Source organism: Sphingobacteriales bacterium (assembly GCA_012517435.1).
In the GTDB taxonomy this organism is placed as follows: Bacteria; Bacteroidota; Bacteroidia; order CAILMK01; family JAAYUY01; genus JAAYUY01.
In genome coordinates, this window is sequence record JAAYUY010000042.1 from 1 (window position 1) to 22,565 (window position 22,565).

Sequence of the window (22,565 nt, forward strand, 5' to 3'; positions counted from 1 at the left end):
CATTTTAATAAATCCTAAAAAATTATCAGATATCCTTTGGCAGGCAGTATCGACAGAGTTTTTATTAGCAAATTTAAAATCCGAATAATCAGGATTGTTTTTATCTTTAAACCACGAGTAATATAAATTATAATCATACTCATTTTTCAAACATCGTCCTTTATATTTTAAATTAGTACCAATTAATAAACTAAGTCCCCCGGTATGAACATTATTTAACGAAACTATTCTATTTTTATTAATATTCCAGTGAATAACAGGTATATTAACAGCAAGGAAACTTATAATAAATAACATTAGAAAAAAAAGGAATTGCCTTTGACTTTTACATATACTGAAAAACAGCACAAAAATAAATGAAATTAAATATAGTAATGCATGATTTCTTATCCAATTTGATAATCCAATTACAATTCCTGAACCAATTATAAAAATGTATTTTTTTTTGTTACTTTTACTTAACAACACAATTAAGTATATGAACAAAAGAATAAAAAAAACAAAAATAATTTCTGTACCAGTAAGGTTTGAATAAAAAATATGAGCAGGATAAAGACATAAAATAACAGAAGAAATTCTTGAAAGTTTTTCGTCATTAGTTAACTCTTTTACTATATAGAACAATAATGGAATCTGCGTAGCACTAAGAATCGAGTAGAATATTTTTACAATTAAAATATTATTACCAAATAAAAAAAATATCCCTGCAATAAAAATTGATGCTCCGGTAGATTTATATGACGTAAATAAAAATTGGCCATCTTTAATTTTATTAGCCAACAATTCATAATATGCATAATCAGATACTTGTAAATTTTTTGAGAATAAAGTCCAAAATAATCGAATAATTAACGCTAATACAAAGATTGCTCCTATATTAAATCTTTTAACAGAAATAAATTTAGCAAACTTATTTTGCCTAAGATTATGAATTACAAAAATAAAAATTAAAAAAACAAAAAATACTGTAAGGCGGCTTACTAAATTAAATCTGAGGTCAAATGAAAAGATAAAAGATAATAGGACGGAAATTACAAAAATAAATCCTATAATTAAGTATGAAAATCTAAATAAACCCATTTCTTTTTTTTGTAAAATCTATTATTATTTATTAATCATATTTATCAATCACATCTGTTTAAAAAGCATAAAAGACAAGCAAAAGATGCATAAAATCAGGCAACTTTTGCAAAAAACAAACAAACTAATCCAGAGTAAAAATAACGCTTATAAGTCAAATCATCCGTTTATTCCTAAGAGAAATTTTCATTAAACCTGTCAGGAAATAGGGGCTTAAGATAAAAGTAGCTTTTATTACTTATGGGAATTATTTTGGAAAACATTGATTTGGAACAGCAGTTGGGAAGTAGTGGGTTTTGCTTTTAAAAGATAAGCTTAAATGAATATTACCTTATCTCCCTCAACGTTTTTTCTACCTCAGCAATTACCCTTGCCCCGATTTCATTTTGTGTTCCCAATCCGCTGAGCGTTACAAACTTATTTTGCTTTTTATAGTATTCGGAAACAGGAAATGTAATTTTTTCAAACTCTTCCAGACGCTGAAGTATCACATCTGTATTTAAATCGTACTTTCTGGCATTTGGGGTTTTTGCACGAATGGACAGGCGCTTGATGGCCTCAAGAACGGGAACTTCCAGATTAATTACCTTGCTGACAGTAGAATTCATTTTCCTGAGCATCCCATCAAGTATATAGGCCTGAACAAGGTTTCGGGGGAAACCCTTAAAGATGAACCCATTGGCTTTGGGGTTGGTCTTTATCTTCGATTCAATCAGGCGAATAGCAATTTCGTCAGGTACTATGAGCCCTTTTTCCAGGTAAGGCTCAATCTTTAAACCGACTTCTGTTTTGCGTGCCAGTTCATCCCGCATCATTTCACCTGTTGAAATATACACCAGATTATATTTTTCAGCAAGTATCTGAGCCTGAGTGCCTTTACCGGAGCCTGGGTAGCCAAACATCACAATATTCATCCAGACCTTACGGAGCATGGTTTCTATGGTGGTGTTGAGCCTGTGGAATACATCTTCAATTTTCCCAACGCCATCAATTTCAATATAAATCCCCTTTTCCTTGTAAAAATCGGCCACCTGAGCCGTTTTAAGTTCATATTCAGTAAGTCGGGTCAAAATAACATCTGGCGTATCATCAATCCGCTGAGAGGTTTTTGATCTTTCCAATAACCTGTTCAATAGCTCTTCCCTTGGTACACTCAGGCTTATCATGCAGGTCAGAGAAGTATTCAGTTTCAGCAACAAACCTTCCAGAATATAGGCCTGCACAAAAGTTCTCGGGAAACCATCAAACAAAAAACCATTGACATGTTGGTTTTCAATAATGGTTCTTTCAATGATCTGAACAATGATTTCATCAGAAACCAATCCTCCCTTTTCAATGATTTCTTTAGCTTTCAGTCCGAGATCAGTTTTATCAGAGATTTCTTTCCGCAAAATATCACCTGTTGCAATATAGGCAAGATTATATTTTTCAAGTAATAATTTTGACTGAGTTCCTTTTCCGGCCCCCGGAGGACCAAATAGTGCAATATTTATCATTTTGGCAGATTAAAATAAAGTACAAACTTACAATTAAAGTATCACCTCAGAAAGAAGTTAGAATTTATTAAAAATTATGCCATGAAAATTATCATGCTTTGAGTATTAAAAAAAAGTTTGTACGTTCGTTGAACTTTTTAAAATAGTATTTTTAAAAAATTTAAACGATGGGAAACAATCCAAACTGGACTTACGATGAGTTTCTTGCTTTTACACTTTTATATGCAAGCTCGGTGGATGCAAAAATTTCTGATGATGAAGTAAAACTTATTATTTGTAAGGTTGGTGATGATGTTTGTAACAAAATGTTCAAAGAGTTTTCCAAACTCAATGAATATGAAAGACTTCAGACCATCTTATCCTTTAAAGAACTCTACTTTAAAGACGACAAGCAAAAACAAAAACTGCTTTCCGATATCAAGCAACTATTTCTGGTCGATAAAAAATTTGACAACCTTGAAAGGGGAATTTTATTCTACCTCAACCGCCTGCTTTAAAAAGAACAGGTAATCAGAAATTTCAATTCGTTTTTCCAGTTTTTTGTCAGATTGGAATTTTCCGGAATTTCCGGAGCTGAAAAGTATTCAGTCCTTCCGGTTTTAAAAAAAACAGCAAGTTTATCAGATACCTGATATTTAATCAGCAAATATGCCCTCATCCCATTGCGGTAATACATTGCAGAAGAAAATATTCCGGGAATATCAGCATCATAACTGTATATCCTTGCTTCATAATCATTTACAGTAAAAAGAGCATACCGAAGTGAAACTGTCAATGGTAGCGATGAGGGAATAATGGTTACATCCTGCTGGGTGAGAAATCCGGAAGCCTGTGAATGATTTTCTTTTCCAACCAGACAATATTCTATCCTTGTACTCAGCCTGAGGTTTGTATTTACCTGATAATCTATCTGATATCTTAAAAAATATTTTTCAGTAAAGCCTGTTAAGGGAATAGGATCGCTGCTCCCTGAAATATTTTTTTCTGATAATTTATATCGAATCCTGAAATTTTGCTTTGTCCTGAAATTCATCTGATGGCTGACTGTCAGCAATAATTCATTTCCGAAAGAAGGACGATTTACCAGATATTTCAGCCATGGAAAACGGTATTGATCATAATAAAAAGTAAGCCCCCATTTTTTACTGATATTCCAGTTTAATCCGGTAAAAATCCCGGATTCATTTTCAGTTTCGCTGTTTTCCCTGAAAGCATTGGCATAAGGAGAATAATAATTGGGGGAATAATTTCTGAGAAGTAAAAGATAGCTCATCCTGTTGTTCAGAAAAGTGTGAACACCTGATAACCAACCATATCCATTACCATTGGTAGCTGTTTCACCAAAAAACAACAGACCCTTAATGACATAGGAATAATTGATCCCTGCAGCAAAAAAACTTTTTCCTGAAAATTGATAATAATTGTAAAGTTTGTCATTTTTAAGCATGGGTTGGTCGAGCCAACCATAAAATGAAGTTATTCCTAATTTTAAATTTGAAAGATTTAAACTGAGGTTGAGTCCCAGAAGCTGTTCATTCACTGTATTTTTATTGAGTATTTCCGTATTTGTCCGGTGCAGGCCATCTTCATCAAAAGAGCTGACATAAAACTCCGCAGCATCTTCAAAAGTATCGGCAACATTTAAACCTGCATCAAGATATTTATTGGAGTACATTGCAGTCATCATGAATTTTGAAAACTGAAAAGAAGCTGCTGCACCTCTGAAATAGTTTTTTTCGTTGGCTGAACGATATGGACTCAGGTAGGGACGGGAAACAAAAATCTGATCAATATAGGGTGTTTTTCCAAAATTAAAACTATTGGATAAAACCAAACCCTGACCAAAATTGGCATAATAATCACCAAAAGCAATGGTTTTCAAATACTTATGGTTCGGCCTGAAAAAGAAATGAGCGGAATAAAAATCGAAACCCTTTTTTTGTGTCCCTTTGAAAAATTCTTCCCCCGCATCTTTTTCCATGGTAATGCCATAGCTCAATCTGCGGTCGGGCTGATGATAAAAGCGCAAGTAATATTTAAATGGATTTCCCAAATAATTTGTGTCAGGATTGAAACCGTTTTTTATCACAAAACTCCTTTCCGTGCGTATGGATAAGTAATTGTTTTTCAGCGGCAAATAATAATCTGCTTTTTTAGGAACCGAAGGCCGTGGTGAAATAGTAATAAAATTCAGCAGCTTGTTGATGGTTTCGTCATCCAGCTCATCAATCAGCCTCAACTCATAAAATGTCGTAAACCCTTTGTATTTCCTTCGGTATTCCAGTATGGCACTTATCTGTGGCTCAGATAAAAACATGAGTTCCTGAAGTTGTTCTGTTGTTGCCGCATTTAAATTGATGGGATTATTAAAATATTCGTTCAACCTGTCTGAAAGTTCTGAATAATCAAATTCTGCCTCACTGTTTTCATATAACTCCCCGATTATTTTTTCGATTACCAGCTGCCGGTTTGATTGTGAAAAAGCACTTCGGAAACTAAATAAAACGACAATAACCGCAAAGAAAACACCCTTTAAGATATGGCAGCTTTGATGGCTCATCTCAATAAGGATTAGTGAATTTTATCAAACATTTTATCGGCTGAGATAGAGGGAGAATAGCCCAGAATCTGATGTATCTGAAAAGCAATGTCGATATTAAAACCAGCAACAGCCAGATTGAGTCCAAAGGTAGTTACAAAAGGATTGTTACGAAAACCGGCACGTAATTTAAAATATTGATTTACAGAATATTCAATTCCACCTTTCCATCCATAACCATAATGAGATGAATGCTCAAATTCAGCATGAAGAGATGCTTTCTGAGCAAGCTGATAAATTCCTCCAAAATTGACAACAACAGGAACTTTCTCGTTTGAGTATTTATCGTACCGGGCAACTGTGGGGTTGAAAATATGAACACCCAAAGTTACCGTCTCTGTTGGGCGGTACATTAATCCAGCCTCTCCGAAAAGTGTATTTCTGACCTGATAATTTTCAGTTGTTGTCCGTAAGTAGTTTAACTGAATGCCAGCATAAAACTGACGTGCCAGTTTAGAAGCATAGGCTAAACCTATTTTTTGCCTTGAAAAAATTACCGAATAATTAAAAATGTAAAAGTCGAAAGCAAAGGTCCCCTGGTTTTGAACGGGAATATTCAGGGTGAATGCCCCACCGTTAAGCTCTTTGATATTGAATTTGTTTTCTGCAAAAACACCTATTGCCGGTTTTCTCAATAAAGCCAGACCAGCCTGATTGTTGAATGACGACCATGGATCGGAAAAACTTACGGATGCATCAGCCAACCCACGCGAACGGCTTCCGATGGGATTGACATAGTCCTGCCCGTTAACCCTGAGAAAAAAGGCATTGAGAAACAATAAAAACAATAATGTTAGAAAAAACTGAACTCTATTAATCATAAAATTCTATTAGAATGCTGCTTTTTAACTGCAGACCCAGCAGACGTGAAGCATTTCCCTGATTTATGGCTATTTCAAGTAATCCTGCTGAATTAAACAGGCAAAGGGCATCCCCTGCATGAACATCTGAGTATTTTTCTGAAATAACATTAATCTCATCACTCCCACTGAATTCAATTTTGATTTTTTTTGACAGATCGAACCGTTCAAATATTTTTTTGCTGATGTTTGTTACTGCATTTCCAAAATTATCAATGTAAATCACCATTCCCTTTATCATATTCTGATCAACCGTTGCATTCAGGGAAGAGATCATTTGAAATTCACCGGTTTTAATCCCAACAGCAGACATATTGAATTTTGCAGAAAGCCTGACAGCCGCAGGAGCTATAAGGTTTTTCAAGGGAAACAACAGTTGTGATGATTGTTCAACAGGTATTTCACAAACTTCGTCTGCCTGCCTGTCGGTAATCAGGGAAATGACTCCGTTGTCGGGACCTAAGAAATAATGATTGTTGTATTTAACTGCAATAAATCGTTCTTTTACTGATTGACTATTATTTACACTGATCAGGTGAATGCTTTTTTCAGGAAAGTCGTGGTAACAGTTTCTCAGAATATAGGAAGCTTCCGGAATACTGAACGGGCTTATCAGATGTGAAATATCGACTATGTTTACCTGACTGATCTTCGACAATAAAAAACCTTTTACTGATGCCACATAGGGGTCTTTCAGTCCAAGGTCGGTGGTCAGTGTAACAACAATCATGATGGCAAAATGTGAAAATTATTTAATAGCAATGGTTTTTTTAGGCTTGTAAAAATAGCTTTAATCCCTGAGAAAAAAACCGATTGCCGGTCTCCTTCTGTAAAAATTGCATTGACCTTGTCAACAGATAATTATTAGCCATTATCCTCATTGAGTATCTAAATTTGCATTCGCAAATAATAAGGATTATGACATCGTCACTATACATCCATAACTCATACAGTGGGAAAAAAGAAGAATTTATACCTGTCAATCCTCCAATGGTCGGAATGTATGTATGCGGGCCGACCGTTTATGGCGATCCACACCTCGGACATGCACGTGCAGCCATTAATTTTGATATTTTATTTCGCTATCTGAAACATCTTGGCTACAAGGTCAGATATGTCCGCAATATCACCGATGTAGGCCATCTTGAAAATGATGCAGATGCCGGGGAAGACAAAATTGCGAAAAAAGCCCGCCTCGAACAACTTGAACCTATGGAGGTTGCACAATATTACACCAATCGTTATCATAATGCAATCAATCAATTAAATTGCCTTCCACCTTCTATTGAGCCACATGCATCAGGGCATATTCCTGAGCAGATTGAACTGGTTGAAAAAATCCTCCACAATGGTTTTGCCTATCAGACAGCAGAAAACATTTATTTCGACCTGGAAAAATATTCTAAAGTGTATCCTTACGGAAAGCTATCGGGAAAGGTTATCGAAGACCTCATCAGCCAGAGCAGGGAATTAAAGGGGCAGGATGATAAAAAAAATCAGATTGACTTTGCCTTGTGGAAAAAAGCCACCCCACAGCATATCATGAAATGGCGATCACCATGGAATGAAGGTTATCCCGGCTGGCATCTCGAATGCTCGGCCATGGGAGCTAAATATCTTGGAATTCCTTTCGATATACACGGAGGCGGTCTCGACCTTATGTTTCCCCACCATGAATCTGAAATTGCCCAAAGTATGGCCGCTTTTGGTCAGCTGCCCTGTAAATACTGGATTCACAACAACCTGATTACCATCAATGGACAAAAAATGGCTAAATCACTGGGTAATTTTATCACACTCGAAGAGCTTTTTACCGGAAATCACAGGCTTTTGGATCAGGCTTACCAGCCCATGGTCATCAGGTTTTTTATCCTTCAGGCTCATTACCGAAGTACGATTGATTTTTCAAATGATGCTTTAAAAGCAGCCGAAAAGGGTTTGGCAAGACTGACACAGGCACAGCGTCAGATTGAAAAACTTATGGCCGGAAATCAATCCTCATTCAATGTAGATAAATGGATATCAGACTGTTATGAAGTAATGAATGACGACCTGAACACGGCTAAACTGATAGCAGAGCTTTTTGAAGCTTCGAGGCATATCAACCTGATGGCAGACAATAAAGAATTCCTCACCGGGGAGGATCTTGAGAAATTCAGAAAGTACTTCAATATATTTCTGACTGAAATACTGGGTCTAAGCTATCACGAGAGTCAGACCGGTTCAACTGATGAACTGATCAAAATTATTATTGAGTTAAGAAAAAACGCAAGGGAGAAGAAGGATTTTGCGACATCCGACTTTATACGCGACAAGCTGAAAGAAATCGGTATTCAACTTAAAGACGGAAAAGAAGGAACAAGCTGGGAAAATTTAATGTAAAAAAATTTCGCACAGTGAATTGAATATCTGTATTTTAACAAAATAATTATTCATCATGAATGCAATGATTTTAGTAATCGCAGCACTTGCATTTTTCACGCTGGCTTATCGGTTTTATTTTGCCTTTATTTCGGCAAAAGTATTGACACTCAATGACCTCAATCAGGTTCCATCTCAAAAATTGTACGATGGTCAGAATTATTATCCGATGAACAAATGGATATTGTTCGGGCATCATTTTGCAGCCATTGCCGGAGCAGGACCTTTGGTAGGACCTGTTTTAGCGGCTCAATTCGGCTATTTCCCGGGTTTTTTATGGATGTTGCTGGGGGCTGTGTTTGCCGGTGCTGTTCACGACATCGTCATACTGACTGCTTCTGTCCGTCATGATGGAAAATCATTGGCAGAAATAGCCCGTAGAGAAATAAATAAAGTCAGTGGGGCAACTGCTTCCATCGCTACACTTATCATTGTAATTGTCGCCATGGCAGGACTTGGCCTGGTGGTAGTCAATGCATTGGCTGAAAGCAGTTGGGGAACATTTACCATTGCAGCTACCATCCCCATTGCTCTGTTTATGGGCATTTACATTTTTAAAATTCGCAAGGGTAAAGCAGTTGACGGAACAATTATCGGAGTAACTTTATTAAGCCTTGCCGTCATTTATGGCCGTTATATTCCGGAATCAGGGATTGCACACCTGTTCACCTTTAATCATAAAACCCTGACCATTCTGCTATGTGCCTATGGTTTTCTGGCCTCTGTATTACCTGTATGGCTTCTGCTTTCCCCACGCGATTACCTGAGCTCCTTTATGAAACTTGGGGTGGTAGCCATGCTTGCCCTGGGTGTCATTATCGTAATGCCTCATATCCAGATGCCAGCGGTTACTAAATTTATTCACGGAGGTGGCCCCATTATTCCCGGGACACTATTCCCCTATCTCTTTATTACCATTGCCTGTGGGGCTATTTCAGGTTTTCATGCATTGGTCAGCTCAGGAACAACTCCCAAAATGGTCATGAAAGAAAAACAAATCAGGATGATTGCAGCCGGCTCGATGCTGAGTGAAGGACTGGTCAGCATTCTGGCATTGATAGCCGCCACCAGCCTGCTCCCGATGGACTATTTTCAGATCAACGTTTCACCTGAAAAATTTGCCAGAATATTGCCTGAGTTACAGGCAATGGGATTTACTGAAACCAATCTTTCCGAGCTTTCAGCCGAAGTAGGTGAAAGCATTGCAGGACGTACAGGAGGAGCCGTTTCGCTGGCTGTTGGCATGGCTCAGATTTTTTCCGCCCTTCCAGGGCTTAAACATCTGATGAGCTACTGGTATCATTTTGCCATCATGTTTGAAGCTTTGTTTATCCTGACTACCATTGATGCCGGCACGAGAATAGCCCGTTTCATCCTACAGGAAGAGCTTGGTAAGTTCATTCCAAAATTCGGACAAACCAACTGGCTACCGGGTAATTTAATTGCCAGCTTTCTGGTGGTCTTCGCATGGGGTTACTTCATTTATTCAGGCAGTGTAACCACCATCTGGCCAATGTTTGGCTCTGCAAATCAACTACTTGCAACCATTGCACTTGCTGTAGGGACCAGCTATATCATCAATACGGGAAAAGGCAGATTTGCATGGGTTACGATAGTTCCTCTGCTTTTTGTTGGCATTACCACCATTACAGCCTGCATTAAAAACATTTACGGTATTTACTGGCCTCAACTTGCTGATACACAAACTTTTGTGCCGGGATTTATCAATATTGTCCTGACATTGATTATCCTCTTCTGTGCATTTTTTATCTTTATCAATGCTGGGCCTAAATGGCTTAAAAGTCTGAAACAGGGTCAAGCTGTCAATGTTTGATGAAACCTTGGTTTAAACACTGCAAAATATTCATGCCCGTGATGAAATCTTAAACTACCTTTGCATCAGTAAGGAGCATGAATTTTTTAGAAAATATATCACTTAAGCCCTTTAATACTTTTGGCGTAGAGGCAAAAGCACGTTATTTTGCAGAAATAAATTCCGAGCAGAACATTCTACAATTAATAGATAATCAGCTTTTTAAATCACTCAACAAATTAATTCTCGGAGAAGGCAGTGATATTTTATTCACCAAAGATTTTGAAGGACTTGTTTTGAAAGATGCCATTAAAGGTATCGGACTTATGCACGAAGATGAAAATAATGTCTGGATAAAAGCCGGCTCAGGAGAAAACTGGCATTCTTTTGTTGAATATTGTGTGAATCAAAACTGGGGAGGAATTGAAAATCTGGCACTAATACCCGGAACTGTTGGTGCTTCACCCATTCAAAATATCGGAGCTTATGGGGCAGAAGTAAAAAACAGTATCCATTCTCTTGAAATAATAGACCTTTTAACCGGGAAAAAACGCCTGATGATGAATGATGAATGCAGGTTTGGCTACCGGTGGAGCATCTTTAAGGAAAAAGAATGGAGAAACAGATACTACATCGTTTCCGTAAGCTTCATGCTGGACAAAAATCCAAAATTAAACACTGAATATCAGGATATTAAGGACGAGTTGTGTACAGAAAACCCGACTATACAGGACGTTTTTAATGCGGTTGTCAGCATACGCAGAAGAAAATTACCCGATCCTCAGGTTTTGGGAAATGCAGGCAGTTTTTTTAAAAATCCGGTAGTTTCGTATGAAAAATATGAAAAGCTGCTTCAGAAATATCCCGATTTAAAAGGATTTGAAACCCGCTATGCCATAAAACTGGCAGCCGCCCAGTTAATTGAAAAATGTGGATGGAAGGGCGTTGTGGAAAACAATACAGGAGTATATCATAATCAGGCACTTGTAATTGTTAATTATGGCGGGGCAAGCGGCTCCGATATTCTCCGTTTTGCCCAAAAAATTCAGGAAAGCGTTTATCAGACATTTGGCATTGAACTCATTCCGGAAGTGAATATTTATTAGATTTCCAACAAAATATTTCTTTAAAACAATGAAAATCTTTGGTTTAGTCGGCTATCCACTTTCCCACTCTTTCAGTCCGTTTATTTTTCAAAAAATCTTTGAACGGGAGAAAATAACCGGTTGTGTTTATCAATTGTTTGAACTTAAAGAATTAAATGGTATCGGGGATTTTTTAATACAGCATTCAGAAATAGCCGGATTAAATATCACCATTCCCTACAAGCAACAGATCATTGATTTTCTGGATGAAAAAGATGAGATAGCAGAGCAAACAGGGGCTGTTAATACAGTTAAAATTTTTCGGCAAGGGAAAATCATTTACCTGAAAGGTTATAATACGGACGTTACGGGTTTTGAACAGTCTTTAAGGGATTTTGTACCACCGGATATAAGCCATGCTTTGATTTTAGGCAACGGTGGAGCTGCCAGAGCGGTTCAGTATGTTTTCAAAAAAATGAATATCAATTATTTAATCATCAGCAGAAAAAAAACTGAAAACAGCCTGAGATATACTGATTTAAATAAGGATATTTTTGACAAATATCATCTGATAATAAATTGCACGCCATTGGGTATGTTTCCCAATACAGATTCATTTCCTGAAATACCTTATCATTTTCTCAATAAAAGGCATTTTTTATTTGATATGGTGTATAATCCGGAAGAAACACTGTTTTTACTGAAGGGGAAAAAAATGGGATGTCAGACCATGAATGGGATGAAAATGCTTGAGAAACAAGCTTTTGAGTCTTTCAGAATATGGTTTGGCATTTAGAAGACCCCAATTTATCATAAAGCCTGATCAGACAAGCATTTGTTTTGCTATGAATAAATATCGGAAATTTTTCCTATATTGGCAGGCTTAAAAAAATGCGCAAAAGCTTTGTAAATACTGTATTTCTCCTCGTCATTTTACTGCTTTGCTTCAGTAAAATTGCGTTTTCTCAGAAAGAAGGGAATATCTGGTATTTCGGAGGCAAAGCAGGAATAAGCTTTAATTCAGGATCTCCTGTGGCGCTGACCAACAGTGCCATGTTTCAATATGATGGCTGTGCTACCATTTCCGATAGCAACGGGAATCTGCTCTTTTATTCAAATGGGGTGGATGTCTGGAATAAAAACCACACCATTATGGACAACGGAAACGGATTGTTAGGTGGTTATGCTTCGACACAGTCGTGTGTAGCAGTGAAAAAGCCAAAGTCAGATTCCATATATTACCTTTTCACAGTTGATGATGTAGCCGGACCAAATGGGTTCTGCTATTCAGTTATCAGCATGAAAAGGAACGGGGGTTTAGGAAAGGTTATTTCAAAAAATACCAAGCTTCTGTATCCGACCACTGAAAAAGTTACGGCTGTTCGTCACCGAAACAAGACAGACATCTGGGTAATTACCCATGGATGGGACACCAATGCCTTTTTTGCCTATCTGGTAACACCCAGCGGAATCAGTTCAACACCGGTAGTCAGCAGTGTAGGAACAAAGCATAGTGGTTCCCTTACCCGAACCGCAGGTTATATGAAAGTATCTCCCAACGGGAAAAAAATTGCCTGGGCTATTACCACTTACAATGGCATTGTCGAAATTCTTGACTTCGATGACTCGACAGGAAAGGTTTCTAATCCGATAACCTGTACATCGATAAAAGACCCATACGGAATAGAGTTTTCACCGGATGGAACCAAATTATATGTCAGCTCCCGTGCATATAAAGAAATTTACGAGTTCTTTCTGGAGGCCGGTTCTGCTTATGAAATACTCAATTCGATGATAAAGGTCGCCACCAGTGCTGCCCAGCTTGGCGCCATGCAGGTAGCTATTGACGGGAGAATTTACGTAGCAAGGGAAGACAAGTATCTTGGAATCATCAATGCCCCAAATGCTTACGGAGCCGCCTGCAAATATGTGGACAAAGCCTTTTATCTGGCAGGAAGAGATAGTAAGTTCGGTCTTCCGACATTTAACCAAAGTTATTTTTATAATCCTGAGTATCAGTTCAAAAACTTTTGTTATGGCGACAGTACCGAGTTTATTGTAACCAGTTCCAGTCTGGTCGATTCTGTCAGGTGGTATTTTGGCGATGCGGCCTCATCTGACAAATCAAGCAATAAACTGATTGCAAAGCATAAATATACCTCATCAGGTATTTTTACGGTGAACCTGGTTGTCTATCTTATTACCAGCGCTGTAGACACACTTTCATGGACCATTAAGATTCATCCCAAGCCCAATGCCAGTTTCAATATCAACGACAGTACACAATGTCAGAAAGAAAATCAGGCATTTATGATTAACAACACCACTATAATTGATGGAACCTTTAAGTCTTACTGGGATTTCGGAGACGGAGACACGAGCAGTGCAGCCAATCCGCTCCATAAGTTTAAATATGAAGACACCTTTACTGTTCAATTAATCACGGTTTCGGATAAAGGCTGTAAAGATACCTTTTACCGAAAAATGGTCGTTTTTCCTTCTCCCAAGCCTGATTTCGACATGAACGACAGTGCACAATGCTTCGACAGGAATAAATATGAGTTTACCAACAAAAGTACAATCAGCAGCGGAAATTTAATGTACGACTGGGATTTTGGCGATGGAGCCACTTCCAAAATGACGCATCCGACCCACATTTATACCGTAGCAGATACCTTTACTGTTACATTAGTGGCAACCTCCGATCATTATTGCCGTGATACTGCTCAAAAGAAAACCTACATCATGCTTTATCCCACGCCCATCAGCGCTTTTGCCATTGATGATTCCTTCCAGTGCTTGTATGGGAATAAATTCATGTTTACCAACAACTCTTTTCTCACCACAGGTACCATGACTTTCCGCTGGTCTTTCGGAGATGGGGATTCTTCCTATGCTACTGATCCTCAACATGTTTATACAAATGATGGGGTTTATAATGTTAAGCTTACTGTCATCTCCGATAAAAACTGTAAAGACCATAAGGTTAAAAAAGTATATGTCAATCCGATGCCTGATGCATTTTTTACTGTGGACGATTCTGCCCAATGTCTGAGAAATAATCAGGTGAAATTTACCAATAAAACCAAAATCAATTCGGGAATAGTAAATTATACATGGGATTTCGATGACGGCAATTATTCCAATCTTGTCAATCCCGACCATAAATTTGCTTATTACGATACATTTGTTGTTTCTTTGCTTACCGTTTCGGATGCTGGCTGCCTCGATTCCTTTAAAAAGCCCATTGTTATCTATCCCATGCCAATCGTTGATTTCAGTATTAACAAAACACAACAATGCCTGCAAGGAAATGTTTTCCAGTTTACCAATGAATCTACCATCGGCTATGGAAAAATCATTTCCAATCAGTGGAGTATGGGTGACGGTAAAAAATATACTTCTTCCAATGCTCTCCATAATTATTCCACGCCCGGCAATTACGATGTCCTTCTCACCCTTGTCAGCGACAACGGTTGCCGTGATTCCATTACCAAAAAGGTATTTGTATTTCCGATGCCAAAAGCCAATTTCAGCATTAATGATATTGACCAGTGTCTGAGCAAAAACATTGTTATATGTAAGGATTCTTCGAAAATCACCTCCGGAACCATAGCGGCAAGAATCTGGGATATGGGTGACGGTACTACATATACCGACCAAAACATTTTTCACAACTATACCGTTTCAGATACTTTCGACATTAAGTTAAAGGTTGTCTCCGATCAGGGATGTTTCGATTCACTGATTAAAAAGGTGCTTATTTATCCGATGCCAAAAGTCAACTTTGATGTGTCTGATCCCGACCAATGCCTTTCAGGTAATATTTTCAGTTTTCAGGACAAAACAACCATTTTCCCCGGAGTCATTCAGCAATTAAACTGGTCATTATCAGATGGATACAAAACCAATGTGCCTTCTTTTAACCGTTCATTTACAAAAGCAGATACTTTCACTGTCAAACTGGTGGCTGTTTCAGGAGTAGGTTGCCGCGATTCCATCATCAGACAGGTTTATGTCAGACCAATGCCTAAAGCCGATTTTACCATCAACAATCCTCAACAATGCCTGTCGGGCAATAACTTCAGCTTTTCCAATAAATCGACAGTTTCATACGGTTCAATAATCTCAAACTTCTGGACTTTTGGAGATGGAGGAAACAGTTCAGCGCTCCATCCGGTTTATACCTATTCAAACGACAACACTTATGGGGTTAAATTATTGATAACCAGTAATTTTGGTTGCCGCGATTCTGTTGTCAGGAATGTAACCGTATTTCCCATGCCAAAAGTTGATTTTAACGTTAATAACCCATGTCTTGACAAAACAACCTTTTTAGAAGATAAATCGACCATCAACCCTCCCGGCATTATTAACCAGTGGCTCTGGAAAATAAACGGAACCGATCTTTCGACCTCCCAAAACACTCAGCAAACCTTTACAAATCCAGGCATTTATGAAGTTACCTTGTTTGCCACCTCAAAAGACAATTGCCAGTCGTCAGCCACCAAATATTTCAGAATAGCCGAGCATGTTACTCAAAATTCAGTTGTCCGGTCAACAGTGATACATGACGATGAGATTTTAACGGAATGGACACCTACTACTTCAGGTGCTCCACTCTACTATATAATCGAACGAAGTGATAATGGTCTCACATACGGTGCCTTAGCCAACCTGCCTGCCGGAACATTCAGCTTCAGGGATAAAAATGTTGATGCCTCTACCAATTCATATTACTACCGTGTATATGTCAGGGATAGTTGCGGATATACCACATCCCCCTCAAATATCGGCAAAACCATCCGCCTGACCGTTAATACCGATGGAGATTCTCCCTTATTGCAGTGGAATGCTTATGAAGGCTGGGACAATGGTGTTGATTATCAGGAAATTGAATTAAAAGATGAAAACGGGTATTTCAAAACCATTGAAAAGGTAAATGACAAAACCTTTTACTATCTGGATTTAAAAACCACAACTTTACTCAATGAATATTGCTACCGGATAACCGCACATGAGAAAAACAGTGGAGTTTATTCCAATTCCAACGAAGTATGTGTTTCAGTTCCATTACTGCTTTGGCCACCAAATGCTTTTACTCCAAATGGTGATGAGGTAAATGATGAATTTCTTGTTCAGGGAAAATATGTATCCTCCTTTAACATACAGATTTTCAACCGTTGGGGTGAATTGATGTTTGAAAGCAAAGACATGAACAAAAGCTGGGATGGTAAATTTAACGGGCAGTTATGTCCGAATGGACTTTATTACTACCGCATAGAAGCAAAAGGAACTAAAAACCAGGTAAAAATTGTAACCGGTACCCTTCATCTCCTTCGATAATGATGACCAAAGAAGAACAAATTCAATTCATCGGCAATCAAATCAGCAGGCTGGATGAATTATTATCGGCTTGTTATCAGAATTGTTCGGGCTTTTATGTTGATTATCAGGAATATCTCCAATTTATGAAAGAGATCAACCACTTTTTTGAGGAGAATCTGGATAACGGGCATCCCATTGTAAACGAATTCAGGGAAATAATTACAGACAATAAAAAACACAAAATTATTCAGGCAAAAGTCATCTTAAAAGAGTTGCAGGAAGAAATAGCAAAAGACGATTAAAGCCAGATGGTTCCGCCACAGCTGTCGCGCATCGCACCTGTTACGGAACTTAAACAATTTATTTCATTTCTGACTCTTAAAACCCCCAGAAAGGCAAATATCAAAGCTTCCTTAAATTCAATAATTTCAGGAGAAGGAATGACAATTTCAGCTTTTGTCTTTTGTGAAATCAGCTCCATCAGAAACTTATTGTAAGCACCTCCGCCACTCACCAGCACCTTTTTATTATCCCCGCTACTGATAACGGAAGATATCTGCCATGCTATGTGTTCGTAAAGCGTCCGGAGCAAATCATATCTATGAATGTTCACATCATTTAAAAAAGGCAAAAATTCTTTCTCTACCCATTCTCTCCCCAGCGATTTGGGAAAAGTCTGCTGATAATATTGAAGATTATTCAGCTTTTCAAGCAGTAAACAGTCAACCTTACCCTTCTTCCCGTTTCTGCCATCTTCATCATAAGGAGGATTAATCAGATTTAAAATAAAGTTAACAGGACAAATATCAAATGCAACTCTTTTATTCATGTCGCGGAATGAGATATTGGCAAAACCACCAAGATTCAGACAAAAGTCATATTCCTGAAACAGCAGTTCATCACCGATGGGAACAAGAGGGGCACCTTGCCCACCCAAAGCCACATCAGTAGTCCTGAAATCATTGATTACCATACATCCGCTTGCAGCCGAAAGGCTTGAACCATGACCCAGCTGGAAAGTAAATCCTTTTTCCGGCTGATGAAAAACAGTATGCCCTGATGATGCAATAAAATCAACCTTTTCTCCTGATAAAAACGATTTTGCCTGCTCACCAAGATAGGTCCCATACTGACGATCAAGTCTGAGCAATTCTTCTCCCCGTAGATGGTGTGCATGACGAAGGTTCTCTTTCCAGCTTTCTGAATAGGGGATAGTTTTAGCTCTTAAAATCCGGAAACTCCAGTACTTATCGAACTTAAAACGGCACAATGCCAGATCAAGTCCATCCAGTGAAGTCCCCGACATCAGACCAAGTACGATGTATTCATTTTCTCCCTGATTCATCATGAAAACAAAAATTCATCAAAAAAATAAGCTCTGCGGGTATTCAAAACACTTAAATCGTAATTCCCATCATGATAAAGGGCAAAGCCAAACCTGATTCTGTCATTTCTGAAATCAGTGATAATATTAAAATCTTCAAGGAGTTTTGCCAGTTTTGAAGTCTGAACGGCTGAATCCAACTGAAAGCTAAAGAAATGGCCATGATTTGCCAGATCTCTGAAAATCAATCTTTTCTTATTAATTAAAGGATGGTCATACTTACTGACTTCTTCCAAAAAAGCTTTCTGTACAAAACGAATATGATTTTGAATCTTTTCAATAGAAATATTTTCCTTTTCAAACAATCTGAAGACACTCAGGAGCCTGTAAAGCGGAGAAAAATCCATGGTTGCACCGGCAAAGGCATAAGCATTTTCAGCATATTCCACTTTCCCCTGAAAACTTGCATTCAAGGAATCAAAATGGGCAAACCAACCCGTATTCCATGGCCTGAATTTTTGATTTACAGGAACATGCATAAAACAACAACCCTCTCCTCCCTGTGCATACTTATACGAGCCTGCCAGATAAAAAATGCGATGCTCAAAATCCTGAATATTGACAGGTATGGCCATAAATGCATGATAACCATCAATGGCAATCAGGGCATCTGAATCTTTTATCTGATTGATAATCTGACAAATATCACTTACCACCCCTGAATTAAAAAACACATGGCTCAGAAAAACCAAATCATAATTTTGCGAACGAAATTGCGAAATAAAACGCTCTTCAAAACTTTCGAAAGGTTGTGTACTTACTCTATCTATCTGAAAATGAGCATATTCAGATAATCTGTCTATTTGTCGTCTGAAACTATGAAACTCGCTGTCGGTAGTCAGAATACGGACAGGTCTTCCAGGCTCAAAACAGGACAAAAGCCTGACAACAAATTCATGTGTGTTGGGAGCAAAAACAATTTGGGACGGATCAGATGTTCCCAGCACTTTTGATATATAAGCCTGAGCCTCCGGTATTTTCACAGAAAAGAAATAATCCCATTTGCGGTCAACCAAGCGGGCACTATCATCCCAATAGTCCAGCATAGCCTGACGGGTTACATCCGGCCAGTAATAATGACTATGACACGCAAAATGTTGAATACCTTTATTTTGTGCTAAAAACTGACTGTAAAATCTTTGATACATCACTTTTTCCTGAGTTGTGGAAAGTAACAGATCTGTTGATTCTGAGGAGGCAAATATTCTTTCCAGTTGGTTCCTCCGGTTCCCTTTTCTTCATTCTCCATCTGCCTGCTGATAACTGAAAAATGAATGGTTTTCCAACGTTGATTTATTTCATAATCAAACTCATACAGTAAATTACGGATGTCCTGATTATTTGTTATCAATTGTAATACCTGCTGATCCGCTTTGTTCTGGGGTTGATACTGAAAAAACAGAAAGTACAGATTCCTTTCTTTCAGGGAATGTGCAAGCTCAATTAATGTTTTATCATACTTTTTCTCAAAGGCTTCAAGCGTTTTCGACTTTTCCTTTCTTCTTCCACTTTCAGTAATCCATCCACCAAATTTCCAGTACAAGCCTTCATAAAGCTCTTCAATGGTATTCAGTGGAGAGTATTTGTTAAGTACCTGAGGATGAAGTAATTGATACAATGAAGTTGCGTAAAATTCAATTTTTCTCAATGCAACCGACTGAAATCCACTTGCCGGCACCAAGGCATTTCTGAATTGTAAAAACTCCCCTTTTGAAAGAAACTGATTCGGTTTTCCGGCTTCTCCGGGTTGCATGATATTGAAACTATCCGTAACCTTATGGCAGTAATTAACGACCCTTCCTATTCTTTTTATCCAGTTTTCAGCATGTAAAAATTCCTTCCGTTCAAGGCAGGTCAGTTTTTCAAGTTCATGCAATATCAGTTTAAAATATAACTCCGTAATCTGATGATAAACAATAAAAATCATTTCATCATCAAAGTCAGTTTTGGTTTGCTGAAGATTTAGCAAAATTTCAAGCTGAAGATAATCCCAGTAATTAACTCCCTTCTGATGATAAAAACCCGTCAGCGCATTCCTGAATTCATCAGGATTTGCCTGAAATTTTTTCTTGAGGTTTTGTATGATTTGAAATTCTTCCTGATTCAGCATAATGTTTGTCAATAATCCTAATAAGTAAATCCCATCAGTGATTTAACTTCCTGAAGTGTCTTAGAGGCTGTTTCTCTTGCCATTTCATTCCCCTCAGAAATGATTTTATTCACATAATCAAGATTCTGAAGCAAATTGCTTCTCTTTTCTGAGATAGGTTTCAAAAGTTCAATGATTACTTCAGCAGTTGTTTCTTTCAGGTTTTTGTACATCAGGTTCCCTGATTGGTAATCTTTCATCATCTGGTCGTACAAATCATTCCGGCCACAGGCTTTGATGATTTCAAAAAGATTCCTGACCCCGGGACTCATTTCTCCATCAGGAGTCGTCCCCATATCGGTTACTGCTTTTTTAACTTTATTCCGTATCGTCTCTTCATTATCGAACAGGCCGATATAGTGTTTATCTCCGAGACTTTTGCTCATTTTTTTTGTAGGATCGGCAAGGCTCATGACCTTGGCTGTATTTGTAAATAATGGCTCCGGTAAGGGGAAATATTCTCCAAAAAGATGATTAAAACGCATGGCAATATTTCGCGAAAGCTCCAGATGCTGCTCCTGGTCTTTGCCAACCGGCACATAATTAGCCTTATATATCAGAATATCAGCAGCTTGCAATATCGGATAATTGAACAATCCGGCAGAAATGAAATAATCTTTTGATGATTCCTGCAGGTATTGCGATTTATCCTTAAACTGAGTCATTCGCCCTAATTCGCCATAGCTGGTAACACAGTTAAGTAGCCACATCAGATAAGTATGTTCAGGCACCATCGACTGGATAAAGACAACTGCCTTTTGTGGGTCGAGGCCACAGGCCAGCAGGGCAATATACATATCCAAAGTGTTGTTTTTCAACTCTTCAGGATTGTATGGCATCGAGATGGCATGAAGGTCTACCACACAAAAAAAACATTCATATTGGTTCTGAAGTTTTACCCAGTTTTGTACTGCTCCGAAATAATTACCGATATGAATCTTACTGGTTGGTTGTATGCCGGATAAAATTCTGCTCACAAAAAATACTTGAGAATGTTAAAACCTGAAATTTAAATTTTCTGCAAATTTAAACGAAATGCCTTAACTGACTTCCTCTTTTTCCGGACTATCGGTGTTCTTTCTGCAGCCAAGATTGAAAAAAACTATCATTAATACCACAACAACTACGAGGAAAATACTTACCGCAAAAATTAAAGGATAATTGTTATTAATTGCATTCCAGGCAGCTATGCCTTCCACCTTCACCGGCCAGGTAATTTTCGCATTTCCCTGTTTGCAGTAAATATCTATTGATTTTGGTTGATAATTGGTATAATCCTTCAGAATGATTTCTGACCAGACCAGCAAGGTAATTTCTTCTCCCGGAATTAATTCATCAATAGTTATATGATTCTGAAAATCTTCAAATTCAATGTCTCCTTTCTCATAATCAATCAGATATTTTCCCTTGCTTTTCAAATCGATGTTAATATCGATGGCTGTCTCATCTCCATTATTGATGAGCGTAATTTCATAATAAGTGTGGTATTTTTTAATAAAATCAGCGTAAAGCTTTAAAAAATCATAGGAAATAGCCTTATATAATGCTTTCGCATTTTCGTTGGTGGGCTCTTTCAGTGGCAGGTTATCCTTAATTTTCATCATTAATTCAGACTCCTTATCTGGTGGAACAGAAAAATCAATATTAGGCGGAGGACTGAAAGGATACACCTCGATGTTCGCTTTTAATGAAAAAGATTGCCGTTGCTGTAAATAGTTATAAATCAGAATAGATATGGCAATCAGAAATATAAAGGCAGATATAAGTCCGAACCAATGCCAGAAAGTATATCTTACTGCTGTTTTTACCATGTTTTTATTTTGTGGTAAAAATAAGACGAAGGCACACGAACTTGCAACTTATTTTTCAACAGGCTGAAATGGATAGCCCTTTGGCAAATATGAATTACATTTGAAGTCTTTAAAAAAACTATCAGGATGGAGAAAGAAACAAAACCTGAATATTTAAAGAAATTGAGTGAAAAAGGCTGGAGCGATGCCCGTGCCGGAAACTTGTCTTTTCATGGCAGAACGGAAGGATTTTCCCCTAAATACAAAAAAGAAATTCCTTTTGAGACAGCAAAATATCCTGCACTCATCGATCAACAACTGATGATCAGCCGGAAAGGAGCTGACCTCAATCAATATACTGAATTTATAAAAAACGATCTGCTATCTGTAAGATTTACAAATGATTATATGATTATTGAAGGGAATTCTGAGGAGCATGAGCTGAGCAGTGAATACCTTAGTCATTTTCTTCTTCATCAATACCTGATTCAAAACCATAGCGGAAAAAAATGCATTCTTCATGTTCATCCCGATGAGTTTATTGCCATCAGCCATTCTTC

The 22,565-nt window shown here is 37.8% G+C and carries 18 protein-coding genes; 8 read left to right on the forward strand and 10 right to left on the reverse strand.

The window, feature by feature from the left end:
- Window positions 1-1,080 (reverse strand): glycosyltransferase family 39 protein (locus GX437_02490; GenBank protein NLJ06518.1); only part of this gene is annotated, 1,080 nt, incomplete at its 3' end.
- A gap of 326 nt (window positions 1,081-1,406) precedes the next feature.
- On the reverse strand, window positions 1,407-2,576 hold the full coding sequence (locus GX437_02495; GenBank protein ID NLJ06519.1) for an adenylate kinase: 1,170 nt from the start codon (window positions 2,574-2,576) through the stop codon (window positions 1,407-1,409).
- 167 nt (window positions 2,577-2,743) lie between these two features.
- Between GX437_02495 and GX437_02500 the strand changes: the two genes are divergently transcribed.
- Window positions 2,744-3,073: a hypothetical protein gene (locus tag GX437_02500; protein ID NLJ06520.1), complete on the forward strand. Its 330-nt coding sequence runs from the start codon at window positions 2,744-2,746 to the stop codon at window positions 3,071-3,073.
- Here GX437_02500 and GX437_02505 read toward each other — a convergent pair.
- Genes GX437_02505 through GX437_02515 form a run of 3 tightly spaced genes read right to left on the reverse strand, consistent with a single transcriptional unit; the run spans window position 3,070 to window position 6,765 of the window.
- Window positions 3,070-5,136: a helix-hairpin-helix domain-containing protein gene (locus GX437_02505; protein NLJ06521.1), complete on the reverse strand. Its 2,067-nt coding sequence runs from the start codon at window positions 5,134-5,136 to the stop codon at window positions 3,070-3,072. The genes GX437_02500 and GX437_02505 overlap by 4 nt on opposite strands.
- An 11-nt stretch (window positions 5,137-5,147) precedes the next feature.
- Window positions 5,148-5,996 (reverse strand): hypothetical protein, encoded by an 849-nt coding sequence (locus tag GX437_02510; protein NLJ06522.1) that lies wholly within the window; start codon window positions 5,994-5,996, stop codon window positions 5,148-5,150.
- A complete protein-coding gene (locus GX437_02515) occupies window positions 5,989-6,765 on the reverse strand; it encodes an SAM-dependent chlorinase/fluorinase (GenBank protein NLJ06523.1) in 777 nt (258 codons plus the stop codon). Before GX437_02515 ends, GX437_02510 begins: the two co-directional genes overlap by 8 nt.
- A 188-nt stretch (window positions 6,766-6,953) precedes the next feature.
- On the opposite strand from GX437_02515, the gene GX437_02520 reads away from it, so the two are divergent.
- From GX437_02520 to GX437_02545, 6 genes are all read left to right on the forward strand, one after another.
- A complete protein-coding gene (locus tag GX437_02520) occupies window positions 6,954-8,417 on the forward strand; it encodes a cysteine--tRNA ligase (GenBank protein ID NLJ06524.1) in 1,464 nt (487 codons plus the stop codon).
- 55 nt (window positions 8,418-8,472) lie between these two features.
- Complete coding sequence (locus GX437_02525; GenBank protein ID NLJ06525.1) at window positions 8,473-10,290, forward strand: carbon starvation protein A; 1,818 nt, start codon at window positions 8,473-8,475, stop codon at window positions 10,288-10,290.
- Window positions 10,291-10,367: 77 nt separating this feature from the next.
- A complete protein-coding gene (gene murB, locus GX437_02530; GenBank protein NLJ06526.1) occupies window positions 10,368-11,375 on the forward strand; it encodes a UDP-N-acetylmuramate dehydrogenase in 1,008 nt (335 codons plus the stop codon).
- Between the two features lie 28 nt (window positions 11,376-11,403).
- Window positions 11,404-12,150, forward strand: a complete 747-nt coding sequence (locus GX437_02535) for a shikimate dehydrogenase (protein NLJ06527.1) — start codon at window positions 11,404-11,406, stop codon at window positions 12,148-12,150.
- Between the two features lie 95 nt (window positions 12,151-12,245).
- On the forward strand, window positions 12,246-16,700 hold the full coding sequence (locus GX437_02540; GenBank protein NLJ06528.1) for a PKD domain-containing protein: 4,455 nt from the start codon (window positions 12,246-12,248) through the stop codon (window positions 16,698-16,700).
- Entirely contained in the window at window positions 16,700-16,984 is a 285-nt protein-coding gene (locus tag GX437_02545; GenBank protein ID NLJ06529.1) for a hypothetical protein, read from the forward strand. The genes GX437_02540 and GX437_02545 overlap by 1 nt, the downstream gene beginning before the upstream one ends.
- Here the strand turns inward: GX437_02545 and GX437_02550 are convergent.
- From GX437_02550 to GX437_02570, 5 genes are all read right to left on the reverse strand, one after another.
- A complete protein-coding gene (locus GX437_02550; protein ID NLJ06530.1) occupies window positions 16,981-18,030 on the reverse strand; it encodes an anhydro-N-acetylmuramic acid kinase in 1,050 nt (349 codons plus the stop codon). The genes GX437_02545 and GX437_02550 overlap by 4 nt on opposite strands.
- Window positions 18,027-19,214, reverse strand: coding sequence for an aminotransferase class V-fold PLP-dependent enzyme (locus GX437_02555; GenBank protein ID NLJ06531.1), 1,188 nt, complete (start codon window positions 19,212-19,214; stop codon window positions 18,027-18,029). Before GX437_02555 ends, GX437_02550 begins: the two co-directional genes overlap by 4 nt.
- Window positions 19,214-20,188, reverse strand: a complete 975-nt coding sequence (locus tag GX437_02560) for a hypothetical protein (GenBank protein ID NLJ06532.1) — start codon at window positions 20,186-20,188, stop codon at window positions 19,214-19,216. Before GX437_02560 ends, GX437_02555 begins: the two co-directional genes overlap by 1 nt.
- A 5-nt stretch (window positions 20,189-20,193) precedes the next feature.
- A complete protein-coding gene (gene trpS, locus GX437_02565; protein ID NLJ06533.1) occupies window positions 20,194-21,192 on the reverse strand; it encodes a tryptophan--tRNA ligase in 999 nt (332 codons plus the stop codon).
- A gap of 63 nt (window positions 21,193-21,255) precedes the next feature.
- Window positions 21,256-22,026, reverse strand: coding sequence for a hypothetical protein (locus GX437_02570; GenBank protein ID NLJ06534.1), 771 nt, complete (start codon window positions 22,024-22,026; stop codon window positions 21,256-21,258).
- Between the two features lie 126 nt (window positions 22,027-22,152).
- On the opposite strand from GX437_02570, the gene GX437_02575 reads away from it, so the two are divergent.
- Window positions 22,153-22,565, forward strand: a 413-nt coding sequence (locus tag GX437_02575) for a hypothetical protein (GenBank protein NLJ06535.1), incomplete at its 3' end; no start/stop codon positions are given.

Coding starts and splice junctions, on each gene's coding strand:
- GX437_02495 (NLJ06519.1), bottom strand. CDS start 2,576: ATGATAAATATTGCACTATTTGGTCCTCCGGGGGCCGGAAAAGGAACT.
- GX437_02500 (NLJ06520.1), top strand. CDS start 2,744: ATGGGAAACAATCCAAACTGGACTTACGATGAGTTTCTTGCTTTTACA.
- GX437_02505 (NLJ06521.1), bottom strand. CDS start 5,136: ATGAGCCATCAAAGCTGCCATATCTTAAAGGGTGTTTTCTTTGCGGTT.
- GX437_02510 (NLJ06522.1), bottom strand. CDS start 5,996: ATGATTAATAGAGTTCAGTTTTTTCTAACATTATTGTTTTTATTGTTT.
- GX437_02515 (NLJ06523.1), bottom strand. CDS start 6,765: ATGATTGTTGTTACACTGACCACCGACCTTGGACTGAAAGACCCCTAT.
- GX437_02520 (NLJ06524.1), top strand. CDS start 6,954: ATGACATCGTCACTATACATCCATAACTCATACAGTGGGAAAAAAGAA.
- GX437_02525 (NLJ06525.1), top strand. CDS start 8,473: ATGAATGCAATGATTTTAGTAATCGCAGCACTTGCATTTTTCACGCTG.
- murB (NLJ06526.1), top strand. CDS start 10,368: ATGAATTTTTTAGAAAATATATCACTTAAGCCCTTTAATACTTTTGGC.
- GX437_02535 (NLJ06527.1), top strand. CDS start 11,404: ATGAAAATCTTTGGTTTAGTCGGCTATCCACTTTCCCACTCTTTCAGT.
- GX437_02540 (NLJ06528.1), top strand. CDS start 12,246: ATGCGCAAAAGCTTTGTAAATACTGTATTTCTCCTCGTCATTTTACTG.
- GX437_02545 (NLJ06529.1), top strand. CDS start 16,700: ATGATGACCAAAGAAGAACAAATTCAATTCATCGGCAATCAAATCAGC.
- GX437_02550 (NLJ06530.1), bottom strand. CDS start 18,030: ATGATGAATCAGGGAGAAAATGAATACATCGTACTTGGTCTGATGTCG.
- GX437_02555 (NLJ06531.1), bottom strand. CDS start 19,214: ATGTATCAAAGATTTTACAGTCAGTTTTTAGCACAAAATAAAGGTATT.
- GX437_02570 (NLJ06534.1), bottom strand. CDS start 22,026: ATGGTAAAAACAGCAGTAAGATATACTTTCTGGCATTGGTTCGGACTT.